At 73.7% G+C, this 20,105-nt stretch carries 17 protein-coding genes and 1 pseudogene; 8 read left to right on the forward strand and 10 right to left on the reverse strand.

The window, feature by feature from the left end:
• Positions 1-168: 168 nt before the first annotated feature.
• The gene (locus ACIGWZ_RS35880; protein ID WP_400071597.1) at positions 169-825 is read right to left on the reverse strand and encodes a DUF3000 domain-containing protein; all 657 of its coding nucleotides are present in this window, start codon (positions 823-825) and stop codon (positions 169-171) included.
• Positions 826-971: 146 nt separating this feature from the next.
• Here ACIGWZ_RS35880 and hemE point away from each other — a divergent pair, with 146 nt between their 5' ends.
• Positions 972-2,039, forward strand: coding sequence for a uroporphyrinogen decarboxylase (gene hemE, locus ACIGWZ_RS35885; RefSeq protein ID WP_400071599.1), 1,068 nt, complete (start codon positions 972-974; stop codon positions 2,037-2,039).
• 37 nt (positions 2,040-2,076) lie between these two features.
• Complete coding sequence (locus ACIGWZ_RS35890) at positions 2,077-3,606, forward strand: hypothetical protein (RefSeq protein WP_400071601.1); 1,530 nt, start codon at positions 2,077-2,079, stop codon at positions 3,604-3,606.
• Positions 3,607-3,613: 7 nt separating this feature from the next.
• Here ACIGWZ_RS35890 and ACIGWZ_RS35895 read toward each other — a convergent pair whose 3' ends face one another.
• The 3 genes from ACIGWZ_RS35895 to ACIGWZ_RS35905 form a co-directional block, all read right to left on the reverse strand.
• A complete protein-coding gene (locus ACIGWZ_RS35895; RefSeq protein ID WP_400071603.1) occupies positions 3,614-4,999 on the reverse strand; it encodes an FAD-dependent oxidoreductase in 1,386 nt (461 codons plus the stop codon).
• 62 nt (positions 5,000-5,061) lie between these two features.
• Positions 5,062-6,258 (reverse strand): thiolase family protein, encoded by a 1,197-nt coding sequence (locus tag ACIGWZ_RS35900; protein ID WP_400071605.1) that lies wholly within the window; start codon positions 6,256-6,258, stop codon positions 5,062-5,064.
• 125 nt (positions 6,259-6,383) lie between these two features.
• The gene (locus ACIGWZ_RS35905; protein ID WP_400071607.1) at positions 6,384-7,397 is read right to left on the reverse strand and encodes a DUF4349 domain-containing protein; all 1,014 of its coding nucleotides are present in this window, start codon (positions 7,395-7,397) and stop codon (positions 6,384-6,386) included.
• A 207-nt stretch (positions 7,398-7,604) separates the two neighbouring features.
• On the opposite strand from ACIGWZ_RS35905, the gene hemG reads away from it, so the two are divergent.
• Together hemG and hemQ are read left to right on the forward strand one after the other, a co-directional pair.
• Positions 7,605-9,056: a protoporphyrinogen oxidase gene (hemG, locus tag ACIGWZ_RS35910; protein ID WP_400071609.1), complete on the forward strand. Its 1,452-nt coding sequence runs from the start codon at positions 7,605-7,607 to the stop codon at positions 9,054-9,056.
• 11 nt (positions 9,057-9,067) lie between these two features.
• A complete protein-coding gene (gene hemQ, locus ACIGWZ_RS35915) occupies positions 9,068-9,814 on the forward strand; it encodes a hydrogen peroxide-dependent heme synthase (RefSeq protein ID WP_400071611.1) in 747 nt (248 codons plus the stop codon).
• Between the two features lie 128 nt (positions 9,815-9,942).
• Here hemQ and ACIGWZ_RS35920 read toward each other — a convergent pair whose 3' ends face one another.
• The 5 genes and pseudogenes from ACIGWZ_RS35920 to ACIGWZ_RS35940 all read right to left on the reverse strand — a co-directional run bounded on the left by ACIGWZ_RS35920 (position 9,943) and on the right by ACIGWZ_RS35940 (position 15,805).
• On the reverse strand, positions 9,943-11,640 hold the full coding sequence (locus ACIGWZ_RS35920; protein ID WP_400071613.1) for an alpha/beta hydrolase: 1,698 nt from the start codon (positions 11,638-11,640) through the stop codon (positions 9,943-9,945).
• 122 nt (positions 11,641-11,762) lie between these two features.
• A complete protein-coding gene (locus ACIGWZ_RS35925) occupies positions 11,763-12,521 on the reverse strand; it encodes a TIGR04222 domain-containing membrane protein (protein ID WP_400071615.1) in 759 nt (252 codons plus the stop codon).
• Between the two features lie 109 nt (positions 12,522-12,630).
• Positions 12,631-13,647, reverse strand: coding sequence for a TIGR04222 domain-containing membrane protein (locus tag ACIGWZ_RS35930; protein WP_400071617.1), 1,017 nt, complete (start codon positions 13,645-13,647; stop codon positions 12,631-12,633).
• A 1-nt stretch (position 13,648) separates the two neighbouring features.
• Positions 13,649-14,951 (reverse strand): annotated as a pseudogene (locus tag ACIGWZ_RS35935) (DUF692 domain-containing protein).
• Positions 14,952-15,067: 116 nt separating this feature from the next.
• The gene (locus tag ACIGWZ_RS35940; RefSeq protein WP_400071619.1) at positions 15,068-15,805 is read right to left on the reverse strand and encodes an aminoacyl-tRNA hydrolase; all 738 of its coding nucleotides are present in this window, start codon (positions 15,803-15,805) and stop codon (positions 15,068-15,070) included.
• Positions 15,806-15,865: 60 nt separating this feature from the next.
• Between ACIGWZ_RS35940 and ACIGWZ_RS35945 the strand changes: the two genes are divergently transcribed.
• The 4 genes from ACIGWZ_RS35945 to ACIGWZ_RS35960 all read left to right on the forward strand — a co-directional run bounded on the left by ACIGWZ_RS35945 (position 15,866) and on the right by ACIGWZ_RS35960 (position 18,636).
• Positions 15,866-16,543 (forward strand): AIM24 family protein, encoded by a 678-nt coding sequence (locus tag ACIGWZ_RS35945; RefSeq protein ID WP_400071621.1) that lies wholly within the window; start codon positions 15,866-15,868, stop codon positions 16,541-16,543.
• 214 nt (positions 16,544-16,757) lie between these two features.
• Positions 16,758-17,687 carry an ATP-binding cassette domain-containing protein gene (locus ACIGWZ_RS35950; RefSeq protein WP_400071624.1) on the forward strand — a complete coding sequence of 310 codons (930 nt, stop codon included), beginning with the start codon at positions 16,758-16,760 and terminating at the stop codon, positions 17,685-17,687.
• The gene (locus tag ACIGWZ_RS35955; protein ID WP_400071626.1) at positions 17,684-18,361 is read left to right on the forward strand and encodes an ABC transporter; all 678 of its coding nucleotides are present in this window, start codon (positions 17,684-17,686) and stop codon (positions 18,359-18,361) included. The genes ACIGWZ_RS35950 and ACIGWZ_RS35955 overlap by 4 nt, the downstream gene beginning before the upstream one ends.
• A 29-nt stretch (positions 18,362-18,390) precedes the next feature.
• A complete protein-coding gene (locus tag ACIGWZ_RS35960; protein ID WP_400071628.1) occupies positions 18,391-18,636 on the forward strand; it encodes a hypothetical protein in 246 nt (81 codons plus the stop codon).
• Positions 18,637-18,658: 22 nt separating this feature from the next.
• Here ACIGWZ_RS35960 and ACIGWZ_RS35965 read toward each other — a convergent pair whose 3' ends face one another.
• Positions 18,659-20,026 carry an alkaline phosphatase PhoX gene (locus tag ACIGWZ_RS35965; RefSeq protein WP_400071630.1) on the reverse strand — a complete coding sequence of 456 codons (1,368 nt, stop codon included), beginning with the start codon at positions 20,024-20,026 and terminating at the stop codon, positions 18,659-18,661.
• Positions 20,027-20,105: the final 79 nt, after the last annotated feature.

The raw sequence follows: 20,105 nt of genomic DNA on the forward strand, positions 1-20,105 counted from the left end.
CGGATGCCTGAGCGATCAAGGGTGAGCAGCGATTGCGCACCGGCCTTCACCAGGGCACGCCAAGACGCCGATCATGCGCGAACATGATCGGCGGTCTTTAAGGCATACCGGCGGCCGGTGTCGGCCCCGTCGGCGGCTCCCGCCCCGGTTCGTCCCGGCGTACGGGAATCAGTGCGGCTGCGGGCCGCGGCGCTGCGGGAGTGCCACCACCCCGCCACGCGGCGCCGTATCGAGCGTGGCCGGCGGCAGGCCCGCCACCTGGCACAGCAGATCGCACCAGGCGGCCAGGTGCGCCGCCATGTCCGGCACCCCGCCCGGCCCCTCCGCCGGCGTCCACGACGCCCGGATCTCGATCTGCGTCGCGGGCTCGCGCGCGGCCAGACCGCCGAAGTAGTGCGACCCGGCGCGGGTCACCGTCCCGCTCGGCTCGCCGAAGTGCACCTCGCGCGCCTCCAGCGCCCCGGTCAGCCACGACCAGGACACCTCCGGCAGCAGCGGATCGGCGCCCATCTCCGGCTCCAGCTCCGCCCGCGCCAGCGTCACCACCCGGAAGGTGCCCTGCCAGGCGTCGTCCCCGTCCGGGTTGTAGAGCAGCACCAGCCGCCCGTCCGCCAGATCGGCATCCTCGCCGTCCGGCCCCGCACCCGGTTCGACGACCGCCGCCTCGAGGGCGTAGGCGAAGGGGGCGAGCCGCTTGGGCGCGGGTGTCGGGTCGATCTCGATCTCCGGCCGCAGCCGTGCCGCGCGGAGCGCCTCGACCGCCTGACGGAAGGGGATCGGGGTCTCGTCCGCGCTGTCCGCGAGGTGTTCTTGAGCCGCAGCCATGCCCGGAAGATTAGGCGGAAGGAGGCTCTCAGCCCGGGAGGACACCCGGTGCGCGCGTCGCCCATTCGGAGGTGTGCCCCCGCGCGCCGTGACGCCCGGACACCTAGCCGAACTGGTAGGTGCCTCCTCGTGCGAAGATTTGGGACGTGAGCGCCAACGAGAGGCCCGCGGGCCAGCAGCAGACCGGTACGTACGACTCGGCATTTCTCAAGGCCTGCAGGCGTGAGCCGGTGCCGCACACCCCCGTGTGGTTCATGCGCCAGGCCGGGCGCTCGCTGCCGGAATACCGCAAGGTCCGCGAGGGCATCGCGATGCTCGACTCGTGCATGCGGCCCGATCTCGTCACCGAGATCACGCTCCAGCCCGTACGCCGCCACAACGTCGACGCCGCGATCTACTTCAGCGACATCGTCGTCCCCCTCAAGGCCATCGGCGTCGACCTCGACATCAAGCCCGGCATCGGCCCGGTCGTCGAGAACCCGATCCGCACCCGCGCCGACCTCGAGCGGCTGCGCACCCTGGAGCCCGGCGACGTCTCCTACGTCACCGAGGCCATCGGCATGCTGGTGCGCGAGCTGGGCAGCACCCCCCTCATCGGCTTCGCCGGCGCGCCCTTCACCCTGGCCAGCTACCTCGTCGAGGGCGGCCCGTCCCGCAACCACGAGCGCACCAAGGCCCTGATGTACGGCGACCCGCAGCTGTGGGCCGACCTCCTGGACCGCCTCGCCGACATCACCGCCGCCTTCCTCAAGGTGCAGATCGAGGCCGGTGCGAGCGCGATCCAGCTCTTCGACTCCTGGGTCGGCGCCCTCTCGCCCGCCGACTACCGCCGCTCCGTGATGCCCGCCTCCGTCAAGGTCTTCCAGGCCGTCGAGGGCTACGGCGTCCCGCGCATCCACTTCGGCGTCGGCACCGGCGAGCTCCTCGGCCTGATGGGCGAGGCGGGCGCGGACGTCGTCGGCGTCGACTGGCGGGTCCCGCTGGACGAGGCGGCCCGCCGCGTCGGCCCCGGCAAGGCGCTCCAGGGCAACATCGACCCGGCCGTCCTCTTCGCCCCCCGCGAGGCCGTCGAGACCAAGGCCCGCGAGGTCCTGGACGCGGCCGCCGGCCTGGAGGGCCACGTCTTCAACCTGGGCCATGGCGTGCTCCCGAACACCGACCCGGAAGCGCTGACCCGGCTGGTCGCGTACGTGCACGAGCAGACGGCGCGCTGACCGGAACTTCGGCGGGCCGCCGGGCGTCGTACGGATCATGAACGCGACGCCCGAGCAGGTCCCCATCGCTTCGGCCCTCCACGAGATCGGCGCGGCACGGGAGCGGCTCGATCGACGGGCCCCGGCCGAGATACCGGATGCGGACGTCCTCGCCTGCGCCCGTGCGCTCACCGCCGAGCCGGCCGGTGAGCGCGCCCACGACGAGGTCTACCGGCTGCTCTCGATGACCCGCTACGTGGCCACCAGAGCGGCCGACGAGGTGGCCGGCGAGGTCGTCGCGGCGCTGCGGGCGGCTGCCGACGCAGTGGACGGCCCGCCGTGCGATCACGCCACACACCCCTACGAGCGCGCCCTCGACACCGCGGACGACGAGGTCGAGCTGGCCGCCGCCGGGCCCGACCCGGCCCACCCCGAGAGCGCGGCGGAATACCGCTGCCCGCACGCCGTCGCGATGTTCGCGCGGATCGCGGCGGAGATCATCGAGCCCGGCACCGTCGAGGGCATCCCCGACCGCGTCCCGGCGTACCTGGAGGACCGCGCCGGCGATTTCGAGATGCTGCTGCACGGCTATCCGAACAGCTCCGAGCCCCAGTACGACCTCGAGACCGTCGTCCCCGAGCACCCCACCAAGGGGACACTCGCCGGGCATGTCGTCCTGATCCGGAGCGCCTGCTGGGTCGTTGCCGAAGGGTCCATCAGCCAGCGGTGGGTGTTCGACCACCTCATCGAGTCGCTGGAGGAGGTCCTGGCGCGGCTGGACGGGGCGTCCTGCGCGCACGCCGACGGCGAACACCCCGAACTCTCGGGCGACGAGGAAGCCGACGCAGCCCTCGGCTACTACCTCCTCACCCCGGGCGGCCGCGCCCGGCTCCGGAAGCAGTACGAGGAGGGCCTGCAGGACGCCCCGCCGGCCGCCTGGACCTGCCCCGTCCTCCTGCGCGACCTCGCCCGGTACACCCACGGCCCCCTCACCGAGGCCCGCCAACGCTTCTTCGGCGAGCGGCGGACGGACCACCTGGATGCCGCATACCTGAACGCCGACGGGGCGTTGGACGTGGCGAAGCCGGCGGCACGGCTGGTGCGCGCCCCGAGGCACGAGAAGTACGCCGAGGATCTCGGGCTGTGGGCCGCCCGCCGCCATGCGCGCGGCACCGGCGACGCCCGCGAACGGCTCTTCCTCTTCCTCGCCGCGGCCCGCAGCCTGGGCAACGCCTACCCGGGTGCGCCGCCGGCCGTCTACCGCCCGATGCGCCCGCTGTTCGAGGAGGCCGTCGCGGCCCCGCTGCCCGAGACCTGCCCGCACGGCGACGACCACCCGGGAGCCGGGGACGACCTGCGCGACGCGGTCGGCGACCACCTCGCCCACCTGTGCGCCCCGGAGACCTTCGCCGCCCCCGAGGGGGCCCTCCCCTTCGACGCCTGGGCCTGTCCCCGCAACCTCGCCCAGGTCGCGGCGTACTGGCTGCAGTGGATGGCGGAGGCCGACGAGGCCGCGGAGGACGGGTTCGGGGACGAGGAGGACGGGTTCGCGGACGAGGAGGACAGGTTCGGGGACGAGGAGGAGTGAGGACCGCTCAGTCCGTCCCCGCCTCCCGCACCGCCGCCACCGCCTTCCGGGCCGCCACCAGGACCGGGTCCCACACCGGGGAGAACGGCGGGGCGTAGCCCAGGTCGAGGGTCGTCATCTGCTCCACGGTCATCCCGGCCGTCAGCGCGACCGCCGCGATGTCCACCCGCTTGCCCGCGCCCTCCCGGCCGACGATCTGCGTCCCCAGCAGCCGCCCCGTACGGCGCTCGGCGAGCATCTTGACGTGCATCGGGCGGGCGCCCGGGTAGTAGCCGGCGCGGCTGGTGGACTCGATGGTGGCCGTGACGAACCGCAGCCCGGCGGCGCGGGCGTGGCGCTCCAGCAGCCCCGTACGGGCGATCTCCAGGTCGCAGATCTTGCTGACGGCCGTGCCGACGACCCCGGGGAACGTCGCATAGCCGCCGCCCACATTGGCGCCGATGACCTGGCCGTGCTTGTTGGCATGGGTGCCCAGCGCGATATGCCGCTCGCGCCCGGAGACCAGGTCGAGCACCTCGACGCAGTCGCCGCCCGCCCAGATGTGGTCATGGCCGCGGACCCGCATCGCGAGATCGGTGAGCAGCCCGCCCGACTCCCCCAGGGGCAGCCCGGCCGCGGCGGCCAGCGTGGTCTCCGGCCGTACGCCCATGCCCAGAACGACCACGTCCGCCGGATATTCGGCGTCCTCCGTGGTCACCGCGCGGGCCTTCCCGGCCGCATCCGTCAGCACCGCGGTGACCGCCGCGCCGCGCACCGTCTCGATACCCAGCCCGCACATCGCCTCGTGCACCAGCGCGCCCATGTCCGGGTCGAGGGTGGACATCGGATGCTCCCGCGCCTCCAGGACCGTGACCTGATAGCCGCGGTTGATCAGCGCCTCGGCCATCTCGACGCCGATGTAGCCGGCGCCGATGACCACGGCCCGCCGGCCCTCGGTCGCGGCCAGGCCGTCCAGCAGGGCCTGGCCGTCGTCGAGGTTCTGCACGCCGTACACCCCCGGCGCGTCGATGCCGGGCAGCGGCGGCCGTATCGGCCGGGCGCCGGTCGCCAGGACCAGCTTGTCGAAGCCGGTCCACGACTCCTTGCCGCCGTCCGCCAGGTCCCGGGTGCGCACCCGGCCGCCGTCCAGGTCGAGTTCGGTAACCTCGGTGCGCAGCCGCAGATCGATGTCCCGGGCGCGGTGCTCCTCGGCCGTACGGGCGATCAGCGCGTCCGGCCCGTCGACCGCACCGCCGACCCAGTACGGGATGCCGCAGGCGGAGTACGACGTGAAGTGGCCGCGCTCGAACGCGGTGATGGCCAGTTCGCCGGGCCGCTTCAGCCGCCGGGCGTGCGATGCGGCGGACATGCCCGTCGCATCTCCGCCGACGACCACCAGTCGTTCCGCCGCCATGCCGGATGTCCCTTCGCCGGATGCCGCTCAGCCGGGTGACGCCTTGCCGGGTGTCGCCGAGCCTAGCGCTCCAGTACGAGGGCGAGTCCCTGCCCCACGCCGATGCACAGCGCCGCCAGGCCCGTGCCCGAGCCCAGGGCGGCGAGCTGGTGGGCCACCGAGCCCGCGAGGCGCGCGCCGGATGCGCCCAGGGGGTGGCCGATGGCGATGGCGCCGCCCCGGGAGTTCACCACCGAGGGGTCGAGTTCCGGCCACTGGCCGATGCAGCCCAATGCCTGGGCCGCGAACGCCTCGTTGAGCTCGAAGGCCGTCACCTCGGCGAAGGTGCGCCCGGAGCGCTCCAGCGCGCGCCGTACCGCCTCCACCGGGCCGAGGCCGAACAGCTGGGGCTCGACGCCGGTGACCGCGCTGGCGCGGATACGGGCCAGCGGTTCGCGCCCGGTGGCCCGCAGGCCCTCCTCGTCGACCAGGAGGAGCGCGGCGGCCCCGTCGTTCAACGGCGAGGAGTTCCCGGCGGTGACCGTGCCACCGGCCGTACGGAACACCGGCTTCAGCTTGGACAGCGCCTCCAGGGAGGAGGCCTCCCGGATCGTCTCGTCGCGTGCCAGGTCCACGTCCGGCAGCGGCACGACCTCCGCGTCGTACGCGCCCTCCCGCCAGGCCCGCGCCGCCTTCTGATGGCTGGCCAGCGCGAACACGTCCTGCTGCTCGCGGGTGATGCCGTGCCGGTCGGCGATCAGCTCGGCGCCCTCGCCCAGCGCCACCGTCCACTCCGGGGCCATCCGCGGATTGACCATCCGCCAGCCCAGCGTCGAGGAGAACATCTCCTGATGGCCCGCGGGAAACGCCCGTTCGGGCTTGCGCAGCACATAGGGGGCGCGGCTCATCGACTCCACGCCGCCCGCCACCGCGATGTGCGCATCGCCCTGCGCGAGGGCGCGGGCGGCCTGGATGACCGCCTCCAGGCCGGACCCGCACAGCCGGTTGACGGTCACGCCGGGCACGGTGACCGGCAGGCCGGCCAGCAGCACCGCCATCCGCGCCACATTGCGGTTGTCCTCGCCCGCGCCGTTCGCATCCCCGAAGCAGACGTCGTCGATGCGCGCCGGATCGAGGTCGGGGGTGCGGTCCACCAGGGCCTTGACCACATGGGCGGCCAGATCGTCGGGGCGGACTCCGGCCAGGGCGCCGCCGTACTTGCCGACGGGGGTCCGTACGGCATCGACGATGTAGACATCCCGCAGGCGTGCGTCGGTCATCAGGCGCTGTCCTCGCTGTCCCGGCTCGACGGATAGGTGGGGGCGGCGGGCGACGACCGGCAGAAACCGGTCCGAAGATCGTCCGTCGTCGCCCGCCCCGAGTCTTTGCCCGCCGGTGCCCGGTGTCAACGGGTTCCTCGGTCACCTTCCTCCGTCGTCCCGGCCGTCCCGGGCCCACCGGCCTCCCCGGGCGCGTCGGCCTCCTGGGCCCGGCGGGCCGCCGCCGGACCTCCGGCGTCCCGGCCCGCCGCCTTCGGGCCGTCGCCCCCGTCCGCCCGCAGCCGGGTACGCAGCCGCGGCAGCCGCCCGCGGACCAGCCGCCACAGCCCGTACAGCACCGCTCCGGCCGCCGCGAACGGCAGCAGCGCGCCGGTCGCCACCAGCACCCACCGCACCGCCGTCATGAACGCATGCCAGCCGCCGGCGAGCGCGTCCCCGAACGACGTCGGCTCGTCCTTCGGCGTCTTCTCGGGCGTCGCGTCCGGCTGCCGCAACAGCAGCGTGACGGTGGCCATGCCGGTGCGCTCCTTGAGCGACTTCAGCTCGGCCTCCAGCGACTCCAGGTTCGCCTGGCGGCTGCTGAGCTCGGACTCCAGCGAGACGATGTCGCTGATCGACGTCGCCTTCTCCATCAGCGCGCGGACCCGGTTGACGCTCTCGCGCTGCGTCTTGAGGCGGCTGTCGACGTCCACCACCTGATCGGTGACGTCCTTCGCCGAGACCTCACGCGAGACGAGCTTGCCGAGCCCGGCCAGCCGCCCCAGCACCGCGTCGTACTCCTCGGGCGGCACCCGCAGCACGATCCGCGACCGGTCGTGGCCCCCGGCGTCCCGGTCGGTGCTCTCGTCGGCGGCATAGCCGCCCGCACCGTCCACCGCCGCCCGCGCCTTGGCCAGCGCCGCCGGCACGTCCTTGGTCTGCACGGTGAGGGTGGCCGTCCGGATGATCTGGTCCGGGACGACCTTCGCCGCCTTGCCGTCCCGGCCCCTGGTCGCGTCCGTCGCACCGGTGCCGCCCTGCCCGGCGCCCGGCGCCCGTGACGGAGCGACCGCCGCCCCGCCCCCTGCCTTGGAGTCGGCGCTCGCACTGACGCCGTCCGACCCGCTGCACCCGGCCACCGCCAGCGACGCCGCGAGCATGACGCCCGCCGCGGCCCTCCGACCGACCGGCCACCGGCCACCGGCCCCCGCTTCCGCTCGTGATCCCCGTACCTGCCGCATCGGCTGCTCGCCCTCCAAGTGGCTTGATGGTGATGCCGTTTCGACGGCCCCCGGGGGAGCGGGGTTGCCCTCCGCGGATCGCGATCCGGTCACGGTCGTGTCAGTGGGCTCTGAGAGAGTGGAGGCATGAGCGCAGTGCACACCAGTACGGTCCGGCCGCCCGGCAGCGTCGGTCACGTCATCGTCGTCGGCGGCGGCATCTCGGGCCTGGCGGCCGCGCACCGCCTGCTCGAAGGCGGCGCCCGGGTGACCGTCCTGGAGTCGGCGGGCCGGCTCGGTGGCAAGCTGCGCGCGGGCGAGATCGCGGGCGTACGGGTCGACCTGGGTGCCGAATCGATGCTGGCCAGACGGCCGGAGGCAGTGGACCTCGCACGGGCCGTCGGCATCGGCGACCGCCTCCGGCCGCCCGGCACCGCCACGGCCTCCCTGTGGACCCGCGAGGCGCTGCGCCCGATGCCCAAGGGCCATGTGATGGGCGTCCCCGGGGACCTCGCCCCGCTCGCCGCCTCCGGGGTGATCTCCGCGGCGGGGCTGGCCCGTATCAAGGAGGACGCCCAGCTGTCGCGCACCGAGGTCGGCGAGGACGTCGCCGTCGGCGAGTACGTCGCCCGGCGGCTGGGCCGCGAGGTCGTCGACCGGCTCGTCGAGCCGCTGCTCGGCGGCGTCTACGCGGGCGACGCGTACCGCATCTCCATGCACGCCGCGGTCCCGCAGCTCTTCGAGGCCGCCCGCAGCGAGCGCTCGCTGCTCGCGGGCGTACGGGCCATCCAGGCGCGCGCCGCCGCCACCGCACCGGCAGGCGGACCCGTCTTCATGGGCATCGACGGCGGCATCGGGACGCTGCCGGGCGCGGTCGCCGAGGCCGTGCGCGCGGCCGGCGGCGAGATCCGCGACAACTCCGCCGTCCACGCTCTGCGCTGGGCCGACGACGGCTGGCAGGTAGGCGTCGGCGACCGGTCGATCGAGGCCGACGCGGTGGTGATGGCCACCCCGGCGGACGTCGCGGCGCGCCTCCTCCGCCACGACTGCCCGGCCGCCGCCACCGACCTGGACACCGTCGACTACGCCTCGATGGCGCTGGTCACCATGGCTTTCCGCCGCTCGGACCTGGACCGGGTGCCCAGCGGCAGCGGCTTCCTCGTACCGCCCGTCGACGGCCACCGCATCAAGGCCGCCACCTTCGCCAGTCAAAAGTGGGACTGGATCGGCGCCGCCGACCCGGACCTGTTCGTCCTGCGCACCTCCATCGGCCGCTATCAGGACGACGCCGACCTCGAGCGCGACGACTCCGAGCTGGTCGACCTCTCGCTCGCCGACCTCGGCGCCGCCGTCGGCCTGACCGCCCGGCCCGTCGCCGGTACGGTCACCCGCTGGTACGGCGGCCTGCCGCAGTACACCGTCGGCCATCTGGACCGGGTGGCCAGGATCCGCGCCGCCGTCGCCGGGCTGCCGGGCCCGCTGCGGGTGTGCGGCGCGCTCTACGACGGCGTCGGCATCCCGGCCTGCATCGCCTCCGCCCGTACGGCCGCCGACGACATCCTTGGCACCCTGGCGCGGGCCGCCGCCCCGAGCGAGTGAGAATGGACGACATGACAGACGCTTCGACCCCCGCCACCGCTTCCGACAAGACCTCCGAGAAGGCGCCGAACGCCGGCAAAAAGGCGAAGGACCTCAACGAGGTCATCCGCTACACCCTCTGGTCGGTGTTCAAGCTGCGCGACGTCCTCCCGGAGGTCCGCGGCGGCTACGCCGACGAGGTCGAGGAGCTGTTCGCGCAGCTCGCCGCCAAGGACGTCGTGGTGCGCGGCACGTACGACGTCTCCGGTCTGCGCGCCGACGCCGACATCATGATCTGGTGGCACTCGGAGAGCTCGGACGCCCTCCAGGAGGCCTACAACCTCTTCCGCCGCACCCGGCTCGGCCGCACGCTGGAGCCCGTCTGGTCGAACATGGCGCTGCACCGCCCCGCCGAGTTCAACAAGTCGCACATCCCGGCCTTCCTGGCCGACGAGCAGCCGCGCGCCTATGTGAGCGTCTACCCCTTCGTGCGCTCCTACGAGTGGTACCTCCTCCCCGACGAGGACCGTCGCCGGATGCTCGCCGACCACGGCAAGATGGCCCGCGGCTTCCCGGACGTGCGCGCCAACACCGTGCCGTCGTTCTCGCTCGGCGACTACGAGTGGGTGCTGGCCTTCGAGGCCGATGAGCTCTACCGCATCGTCGACCTGATGCGCCATCTGCGCGGCTCCGAGGCGCGGATGCACGTCCGCGAGGAGGTCCCCTTCTACACGGGGCGGCGCAAGCCGGTCTCCGAACTGGTCGCGGGCCTGGCGTAACGAGGCCGGTCGCCGGTCCGGCGTCACGGGACCCGGCCGTCGGTCCGGTCCCACCCGCCGTGCCGCGCAACGCTGCGGGCCGCCCCCCGGGGGACGGCCCGCAGTGCTCTCTTCGGCCTGCGCCGGGTCTATTTCGCCGCGCCCTGCGGCTGCTGGTTCGGCACCGGCTCCGCGCGCGGTGCGCAGCTCGCCGCATGCGCCGGGACCTCGCCGCGCAGCAGATACGCCTCCGTGTAGCGGTTCACGCACTCGTTGGCGCCCAGCGCGATGCCATGGGTGCCCGCACCGCGCTCGGTGACCAGCGTGGACCCGGCCAGCCGCCGCTGCAGCTCCACCGCTCCCGTGTACGGGGTCGCCGCGTCCCGTTCGGCCGCCAGCAGCAGCACCGGGGGCAGCGCGCCGGGCGCCGTACGGATGTCGAGCGGGCCGCGCCGCCTCAGCGCCTCGTCGACCGCCGTCGTCGTCGCATGGTCGAGGGCGCCGTCCAGCCCGTCCCCGGCCCCGACCGGCGAGGCGTCCGAGGCCACCCGGCCGACCGCGGCATCGAGCCTGGCCTCGGCCGACTCCATCCGGTCGGGCCAGAAGGCGCACGGCAGGTTCATCCAGGCGTTGTCCCAGGTCTCGAACGGCGCCGTGCGGGCGACCCGGGTGTTGTCCCGGTCCCAGGTCTCCCAGTCGCGCGGCCAGGACGCATCGTTGCACTCCACGGCGGTGTAGACCGCGTTGGTGTTCTCCTCGGCCTTGGCGTTGGTCGTCTTGGGCAGGGTCTGGGTGGCCATCGGCTTGATGTTGCCGTGCAGATACGCCGAGAGCGACTGGGCGCTGATCGGCCAGTAGGCGTCGTTGTAGCCCGTCTTGAGGAACGCCGACTGCAGCTGGGCGGGCCCGATCTTCCCGTTGATCGGCACCCGGCGTACCCGCTGAATGGCCGTGTCGTACGAGCGCTGCACCGCCTTCGGGGTCGTCCCCAGGCCGTAGGTGGCGTGGTGCCCCGCGACCCAGCGCAGCCAGTCGCCCCAACGGCGCTCGAAGGCGACGTTCTGGTCGAGGTTGTTGCGGTACCAGATCTGCCGGGGGTCGGGGTTGACGACGCTGTCGAAGATCATCCGGCGGATGTGGCCGGGGAAGAGCGTCGCGTAGACGGCGCCGAAATACGTCCCGTAGGACGCGCCCATGAACGTCAGCTTCTGCTCACCGAGCGCGGCCCGCAGCATGTCGAGGTCGCGCGCGTTGTTGAGGGAGTTGTAGAAGGGCAGATCGGCCCCGGCGTTGCGGGCGCAGCCCTGTGCGTACGCCCGCGCCTCGGCGACCTTCTGCCGCTTGAACGCCTCGGTGGGGTAGCGCTGGGTGTCGGTGGGCGCCTTGGTGAACTCCTGCGGGTCCTGGCAGGACAGCGGCGCCGAGCGGCCCACGCCGCGCGGCGCGTAGCCGACGAAGTCATAGGCGCGGGCGGTCCGGCGCCATTTGGGCAGCGCACCGTAGAGCGGGAATTCCATGCTGCTCGCACCGGGTCCGCCGGGGTTGAAGACCAGGGCACCCTGCCGCTCCTCGGGGGCGGTGGCGCGGATCCGGCTGACGGTGAGGGTGATCTTCTTGCCCTTCGGACGCGCGTAGTCGAGCGGCACCGCGAGCTTGCCGCACTGCACGGATGCGGGCAGATGCTCCACGGGCGCGCACCGGCCGAAGACGATGCGCTGCGGCATCGGGGCGGGCGGCTCGCCGGGCGGCGCGGTGGCACCGCCGGCCGGGGCGGTGGCCAGGGCGGTCAGGACCAGCGACCCGATGGTGCCGTACAACGCAAGTGTTCTCACGAGCCGTCCCTTCATGGGGTGCGGGGTGCGTGGCGCACGACGAGAGGCTCGGTGCACTAGGCCGCACGGTGTGCATACAAAAGGGATAGTTGAGCGGGGGGTTCGCGATGTAAAGCACCGGGCACCGGTGTCGGACGCTATGCCCCGGAAGAGTGGAGGGCGGCCCGAAGCGCGGGATCGGCGACCGCGGCCCGGCCGTGTACGGCCAGCGCAGTGAGAGCGGGCCGGGCGTCGGCGGGCTCGCGCCGCCCCAGCAGCCGCTCGCCCGCCGGCGTGGCCCATTCGGGGTAGGGATGGATCTCCGCACGGGCCGTCGCCCAGGTGCCGATGAGCAGAACCAACGGCAGCGCGAACCACACGAGCATCGGCCCGCTCTCGGTCCCGGCCGGTGCCATCCACAGGGCGGCCCCGGCGGTCAGCAGCACCAGGAGGACGGCGCCCGGCAGCCGGCGGACGGCCGCACGGACGCTCGTACGGGCGCCGGCGGGCAGCGCCAGACCCGCGGCGACGAGGCGGTCCGACAGCGCCCGCACCGGGTCGGCGGCGGCGAAGTCGCCCCGTATCGCGGGTATCCGGCGCTGGCCGTCCGGCCCTATCGCGGCCAGGACGGCGCGCTCGACGGCGTCCCGGCCGACCGGGTCGACGACGGAGGCCCAGCCGGTGTGCGCGAGCAGCAGCCGGTGCTGCCGGGCCATCGACACCAGGGCGACATCGGCGAGCCGCTGCGGGCCGCCGGCCAGGTAGGCGGTCTCGTACAGGGTGAGCTCCGGGGGCCGCCGGTCGTCGGCGCCGGGCGGCGGAGGCGAGGCGTGCCCGACGGCGACGGCGGCCCGGCAGACACCGGCGCAGGCCAGACCCGTCGCAATCCAGGCGAGGGCGAGGAAGAGGAGCCACATGGCGGAGGTTCTACGGGACGGCCGGCCGGGACCGCCACGCAGTATCTCAGCATCCGGGCACGGCTCCCGCCGCCGACGGGTCGCCGCGCCCCGGTTCCTCGTCCGCAGGTCAGCTGCTCCCGCAGCCCCCGCCGCCCCCGCACGACGAGCCGCCCCCGCAACTCGAGCCACCGCCCCCGCAACTCGAACCGCCCCCGCCTCCGCCGCAGGACGAACTCCCGCAACCGGACGACGACCCGCCGTCGGAGGAGCCGCACCAGGAGCCGCCGCCCCCGTCGCCGGGGGTGGCCCAGCCGCAGCTGCTTCCGGACGAGCCGGTGGAACCGGTGGAACCGGTGGCCGACGACGAGGCGGCCGCCATGGTGCGCTGAGCCTCCGTCAGCTGCGCCCGCAGCGCCTCGTCCGCGATCAGCGCGGCACCGCCGAGCGCCACCACCATCCCCGCGGCCTGGACGGCATCGCCGGCCGCACTGGGGCGGTTGGCGGCCCGCGCGCTCTTCAGGGCGAAGGTGCCCGCCATCGTGACCCGCCGCCGGAGCGCCAGCTTGCAGACCGAGGCGACGACGACGCCCACGACGAGGACGGGCATGACCGCGAAGACGCTCGGCGCCTCGTGGCCGACCTCGCCGGTGGCTCCCAGGATCGCCAGCAGGAACGTGCCGAAGAACAACACCGCACAGGCCGCCGTCTGGATCCGGGCCATCCGGCGCCAGGTCCTGCCGTTCCGCGGGTGCCGCAACAGCCCTCGGGCGGCCAGCCGGTCGCCGATCGCCTGGACGGGCAGGCTCTGCATGGCGGTGCTGCGCAGCGTGGGCAGCGCCCCACCGGGGGTCCCGGCGACCGCGCTGAGAACGGCGGCCTCCACCGCGTCACGGGAGACCGGCTGCCGTACGGTCACCACGCCCGGGCCGCCGACCGCCAGCCGGCCGTCCTCGTGCATCGCGGCGAGCGCGGTGTCCACCACGCGGCCCGGACCGCCGGCGAGAAACGCGATCTCCCAGACGTCGTGGGTCAGCGAGTCCACCAGCCGGATACGCGGCGTGGCCCGGCGGGCCGTGACCGTACCGATGACGAGCACCAGCGACGAGACGACGACCGCCACGGACACCACCGTTGCGTACGCCATGTCACTCTCCCCGGTGGAGCGCGAGCCGGACCGCACGCACGAGCCGGGACGCGGGCCCGGTGGACGGCGGCTTCGGACCCGCGCGGTCCCGCCACCACTGCGTCAGCTGCCGCCGCGCCTCCGGATCCTCGGGACGGTTGCGGGCCAGCAGATGCCCCGCGAAGTCCAGGGCGTCGTGCCGGTAGCCGCCGGTCATGGGGCGGTGCCGCGCATAGTCGAGGAAGGCGGCCCGGTAGCCGTCGCCGAGGATCTCGGGCAGCTCGGGCGCGACCTTGGCGACGACGGAGGCCCGCTTGGCGGTCAGCGCCCGGCTCTGTACGCCCAGCCGGGTGCGGTCGAAGCCCTCCGGGGCCGGCGTGCCGGCGACCAGCGCGGACAGCAGCGCGGTCTGCGCGAGCGCCAGCCGCTGCCGCGCCGCATCCGTGCCGGACCCCGGCGCGCCCTTGCCGCCGCGCACCACCTCAAGCCGCTTGGACATGACGGGCCTCCTTCAGCACCGTGCGTATCGCGTCCAGCTCGTCCGCCAGCTCCCCGCCCTCGGGGAAGTCCTCGTCCCGCTCCAGCAGCACACCGGGCGGCGTCGTCCGGGCGCAGAGCTCGGCGAGGACGTCGAGCACGGGCTGGGTCACCGGATGCGCATGGCTGTCGTGCCACACGCCGTCCCGCTCCACACCGCCCGCGACATGGACGTAGGCGATCGCCTCCACCGGCAGCTCGTCCAGCGCGACCGCCGGGTCCTCACCCCGGTTCACGTGATTCGTATGGAGGTTCGCGACATCGATGAGCAGCCGCACCCCCGTCCGCTCGACCAGCTCGGTCAGGAACTGGCCCTCGGTCAGCTCCTCGTCGGGCCAGTTGAGCAGCGCGGCGATGTTCTCCAGCGCCAGCGGAACCGGCAGCGCGTCCTGGGCGATCCGTACGTTCTCGCAGAGCACGTCCAGCGCGTCACGGGTGCGCGGCACCGGGAGCAGATGCCCGGCCTCCATCAGCGGCGAGGCGGTGAGCGGACCGCCGGCCCGCACGAACGCGATGTGCTCGGTGACCAGGGGCGCGCCCAGCGCCTCGGCGCGCTCGGCCAGGGCCGTCAGCCGACCCGGATCCGGCCGGTCGGCGCCGCCGAGGCCGAGCGAGACCCCGTGCGGGATGACGGTCGTGCCGCGTTCGCGCAGCTCCTCTACGGCCTGCGGAAGATGGCCGGGGCAGATGTTCTCGGCCACGACCTCCACCCAGTCGACACCGGACAGCCTGGCGATCTCCGAGGCGATTTCCGGCCGCCAGCCGATACCCGTACCAAGGCGCTCCATGGTTCCCCCTCTCCCTCCGTGGTGAGGGTACTCATGGCCACTGACAGCGGGCCGAATCCTGCATCCCCGGTGTTCAGAGGTTGATTTGAGCTTCAGCGGCGGGGGTCGGGAGCGCCCTACCCGCCGTGCGGCAACGCCCGTCGCAGTGCCGGATGGTCGGCGACCACCGTGCAGGACCCCGGGGCGATTTCCGTGAACCCGGCGTCGCGGACCACGGGCAGCCCGCTGCGGGTCAGCGCGTCCCAGGCCGCCGGCTCCGCGGACCGTACGGCCAGCGGGAACCCGGCCGCACGCCAGGCCGCGCGCTCCTCCTCGGACAGCTCCCACCAGGCGAGCTGCGCGCCGTGCCCGGTCTGAGCCATCTCCTTGCCGGCCGACATGTCCAGCTCGGGGTTGAGCCAGAGCACCGGCCGGTCTGCGTCGGGCGCGGCCGGCGGCTCCGGGTCGTCCAGTTCGGTGCCCGACACCTGGAGCCGCGCCAGGTCCTTGGGCCAGCCGTCCAGCGGAACCGGCGGGAAAACCCGCACGTGGGAGCGTTCCCCGGTGACGGTGATGCCCGGCAGGGCCTCGGCCCGCCGCCACTCCGCGCCGCGGGCCCGGCGCACCACCTTGCGGATCCGGGCGTCCTGCCAGTCCCGTACGGCCTGGGCCCACTCGCCCTCGCCGGTCGCCCGCTCGTCCGACAGCAGCACCAGCACCGCCCGCGCCGCCGTCTCCAGCGCGTCCGTACGCGCCGGCGGCTCGGCCCGCTCGATCCGCGCGACCAAAGGCAGCACGAACTGGGGCGCCGTGTCCCTATCGGTCTCCTCGTGGTGGAAGGGGCTGCTGGGGCTGGTGGTATCGGTTCCTGTCACTTGCACCAGTTTGCCAGCCGCCACCGACAGCAGCGACGGGGACGGCCTAGCATCCTGGCCATGAACAGTGACCTCTTCGCTTCGGAGAACATGGCCACGCCGGCCACCGCGCCCGGCATGACGCAGCAGAACGCCAAGTCGATCAAGTACGCGGTGAACGGCGAGTGTTACGCGCGGCAGGGCTCGATGATCGCCTACCGGGGAAATCTGCAGTTCGAGAGGCAGGGCCAGGGGGTCGGCAACTTCCTCAAGCGCGCCGTCACCGGCGAGGGCCTGGCGCTGATGACCGTACGGGGGCAGGGCGAGGTGTGGTTCGCGCACGAGGCCGCCAACTGCTTCATCATGGACCTCACCTCCGGCGACGGCATCACCATCAACGGCCGCAATGTGCTGTGCTTCGACCCGTCCCTCTCCTACGAGATCAAGGTGGTGAAGGGCGCCGGCATGACCGGCGGCGGGCTCTTCAACTCCGTCTTCAGCGGTCAGGGCAAGCTCGGCGTGATGTGTGAGGGCAACCCCATCGTCATACCCGTCTCCGCCCAGGCCCCGGTCTTCGTCGACACCGACGCGGTGGTCGGCTGGAGCAGCTCCCTGCAGACCACGCTGCACCGCTCGCAGAGCATCGGCTCGATGCTGCGTGGCGGCTCCGGCGAAGCCGTCCAACTGCGCCTGGACGGCCAGGGGTTCGTGATCGTGCGGCCGAGTGAGCTGCGTCCGGAGAAGTCCGCGGGGAACTAGCGGGGAGCCGGTGGGAGCCGGTGGGAGCCGGTGGGAGCCGGGCGGGGACCCGGGCGCCGAGCTGAGTCGGGGAAGTGCGGGGTGCGCCGCGGAACCGTGCGCGGAATGTGCGCGGAACGCTGCGGGAACCAAACGGGGCGCGCGGGGAGTTGGGGGAGTGCCGGGTTCTCGGCGACGGGGTGGGGACGGGAAGGTGTCGGGGGTGTCGGGGGGCATGAAGCTCGACGGGGTCGGGCGGCGTTACGGGGTACGGGGACCCTGGGTGCTGCGGGACGTCAGGCTGGAGGTGCCCGCCCGCGCGCTGGTGCGTGTCGAGGGGACCAACGGCAGCGGAAAGTCCACGCTGCTGCGCCTGTTCGCCGGTATCGACCGCCCCAGTACCGGACGCATCACCGGCCGCCCGCGTGCCGCATATGTGCCCGAGCGGTTCCCGACGGCGCTGCCCTTCACCGCCGTCGGCTATCTCACCCACCTGGGGCGGATCCACGGCCTGCGCGGACCCGAGGCGGCCCGGCGGGCCACCGCCTGGCTCGACCGCTTCGGGGCGGCCGGGCACGGCAGCACTCCCCTGGTGGAGCTGTCCAAGGGCACCAGCCAGAAGGTCGCGGTCGCCCAGGCGCTGCTCGCCGAGCCCGAACTCCTCGTCCTGGACGAGGCCTGGACCGGCCTGGACCAGGCGGCGCGCGAGGTCCTCGACCGGGCGGTCGCCGAGCGGGTCGCCGACGGCGGCACCGTCGTCTTCGTCGATCACGACCCGCGCCGCCTGGCCGGCGCCGCCGATGCGCGCTACCACGTCGCCGACGGGCGGCTGATGCCGCGGGAGCGCGGCCCGGCGGAGGAGACGGCGACGGGCCCCCGGGTGATCATCGAGGTCGAGGGCGCGCCGGGCGGCATGCCGCATCACGGGCCCGACCCCGCCGCCCCGCATCTGCCCGGTGCACCGCAGATCTCGGCCGGCTCCGACGGCACGTCCCGGCTGACCGTCGCGGCCGCCCACTCCGACGCCCTGCTCCGTGCCCTGCTCGCCGCGCGCCCGCCCTGGCACATCCGCTCGGTCACCACCGCCCCGTCCGCGTCCGCCCCCGGCACCCCGCACCCGGCCCCCGCCCCCGACCACGGCTTCGACGAGACGGCCCGCTCATGATCGCCCTGCTCCGCTATCAGGCGGCCCTGCTCGTGCGCTCGCACCGCTGGCTGCCGCCGGTCGTCCTCTACGCCGCGTATCTGGCCATCGGCATCCAGGCCGGCGGACCGATCCTCGACGCGTACGGCGTCGCCGCCGCCGGGCTGCTGCCCGTCGCCGTCTGGCTGACCCGGATCTGTGTCACCAACGAGCCCCCGGCCGCCCGCAGCTGCACCGCGGCCGCCGCCGGCCCCGGCCGCGTCCACCTCGCCAGCCTGCTGACCGCGACGTTCACCTCCCTGCTGCTCGCCCTCCTGGGGACGACGTTCGTCGCCCTGATATCCGATGCCCGCTATGCCGGCTCCTCGGCCCCTCGGGTCGAGGTCCCCCTCCTGCCCGCGGCCGGCGCCGGGCTGCTGACCGCGCTGGCCTGTGTGCTGCTCGGCGCGGCGATCGGCGCGCTGTGCAACTGGCCGGTCCTGCGCAGTTCCGGCTCCGCCATACCGGCCGGGCTGCTGGCCGCGCTGCTGCTGCTCGTCCTGGGCGCCTCGCCGGCGAACGCCGCCCTGTCGGGCCTGGTCACCGGCTCCCGGCACGGCACGGTCAGCATCCCGTGGCTGCCGCTCGCCGGGACCGTCCCGATAGCCGTGGCGGCCGTCGCGGCCGCCTGCGCGCTGAGCTCCCGGCGTACCTGACGAGGTGCGTCCGGCGTACGCTCGAGGCCATGCCGGACACCGACCACGCCCACGACCAGCACGTCGACACCAGCTACTGCGCCGCTTCCGCCGGTGCGGTTCCGGTCGGCGCCGCGCAGGACGGTGCCGCGCACGGCGGCCCCGTCGGGGGACCGCCGTACGCGGACTGTGTGCTGTGCGGCAAGCCGACCGAGTACCCGGCCGACCGTCCCGGCATGGTGCTCTGCCCGGTGTGCGAGTGGCAGGAAGCCCAGCGCTCCGCCTGCTCCGGCTAGCCGGGAACGGGCCGGCCGACGCTCAGTGGTGCCAGGGACCCGTGACCGTGAAGGTCGTCCCCGGCGTGTAGCAGTTGACGTACATCGTCCGGTAGTCGGGGGAGAAGGTCACGCCCGCGAACTCGCCCCACTCCGGCTTGTCCGGGGTGCCGATGTTCTGCCGGCCACGGGCCATCGCGTACACCTCGCCGCGCCGGGTGAGGCCGAAGACGTGCTGGGCGCCCTCGCCGTCCTCGCAGACCATCAGGCCGCCGCTCGGCGCGAGGCAGATGTTGTCGGGGGACTCGCCGGGGAGCTGGAGATCGGTGTTCGGCCCGAAGACCACGACCAGGCCGAGCCGGCGCCGCTGCGGGTCGTACTTCCAGACCTGGCCGTAGTGGTCGGCCGCCGAACCGGCGTCGCGGTGCGCGAAGCTGGAGACGAAGTAGACGCAGGAGCCGCCCCAGTAGCAGCCCTCCAGCTTCTGGGCGTGGGTGATGCCCTGGGGGCCGAAGTCCTGGAAGCGGATCGGTGTCCGACGGGCGAGCGGATCGGGGACGTCCACCCAGGTGACGCGGTCGAAGGTGGTGCCGGGCGTTTGGACGGTGGACAGGTCGGGCACGCCGGGGACGCGCAGCGCCTGGAGGCGGCCGCCCGCGCGCAGTGAGCCGCGGCCGCCCATCGGCTGCTCGGGCAGAAAGCGGTAGAAGAGGCCGAAGGGCTTCTCGAAGGCGTCCTCGGTCTCGTAGACCGTGCCGGTGCCGGGGTCCACCGCGATGGCCTCGTGCTGGAAGCGGCCCATCGCGGTCAGCGGGACGGCTCCGGTGCGCCGCGGGTCGTAGGGATCGACCTCGAAGATGAACCCGTGGTCCTTGGTGTAGTTCTCATCCCCGGCCCGGAACTCGGTCTCCTCGCAGGTCAGCCAGGTGTTCCAAGGCGTGTGGCCGCCCGCGCAGTTGGTGGAGGTACCGGCGATGGCGACCCGCTCGGAGCGCACGGTGTTGTCCCGGTCGAGTTCCAGGGCCGTACAGCCGCCCTCACCGCCGGGGTCGTAGGTCAGGTCGGGGACCCGGGGGACGGCGGAGCGGGAGTTCGTACGGTTCTCGTGGTTGCGGACGAGGTACGTGCCGCCGCGGCGCCCGGGGAACGCCGACATGCCGTCACAGTTGCTGGGCACCTTGCCCTCGCCCGAGGGGAGCGGGTCGCCCTCCCGGGAGAGGACCCGGTAGTGGAATCCCTGGGGGAGGTCGAGCAGGCCGTCGGGGTCGGGGACCAGCGGTCCGTAGCCGCTCTCGCCCATGCTCCGGGCGGTCGCGGTCCCCGCAAAGATCTCCGAGAGGCTCCCGGCGAAGGCGATGGACGCCCCCAATGCACCGGTTCTTGCCAGAATCTGACGTCGTGTCGCGGACATGGGCAGCTCCCTGTTGGCGGACAGGTGACGTGACCCGGTTGTGTGTACCACGCGCCCCCGCCGCCGGGAACCTGGCGAA

This window comes from Streptomyces sp. NPDC053427 (genome assembly GCF_044544985.1).
Classification (GTDB): Bacteria; Actinomycetota; Actinomycetes; order Streptomycetales; family Streptomycetaceae; genus Streptomyces.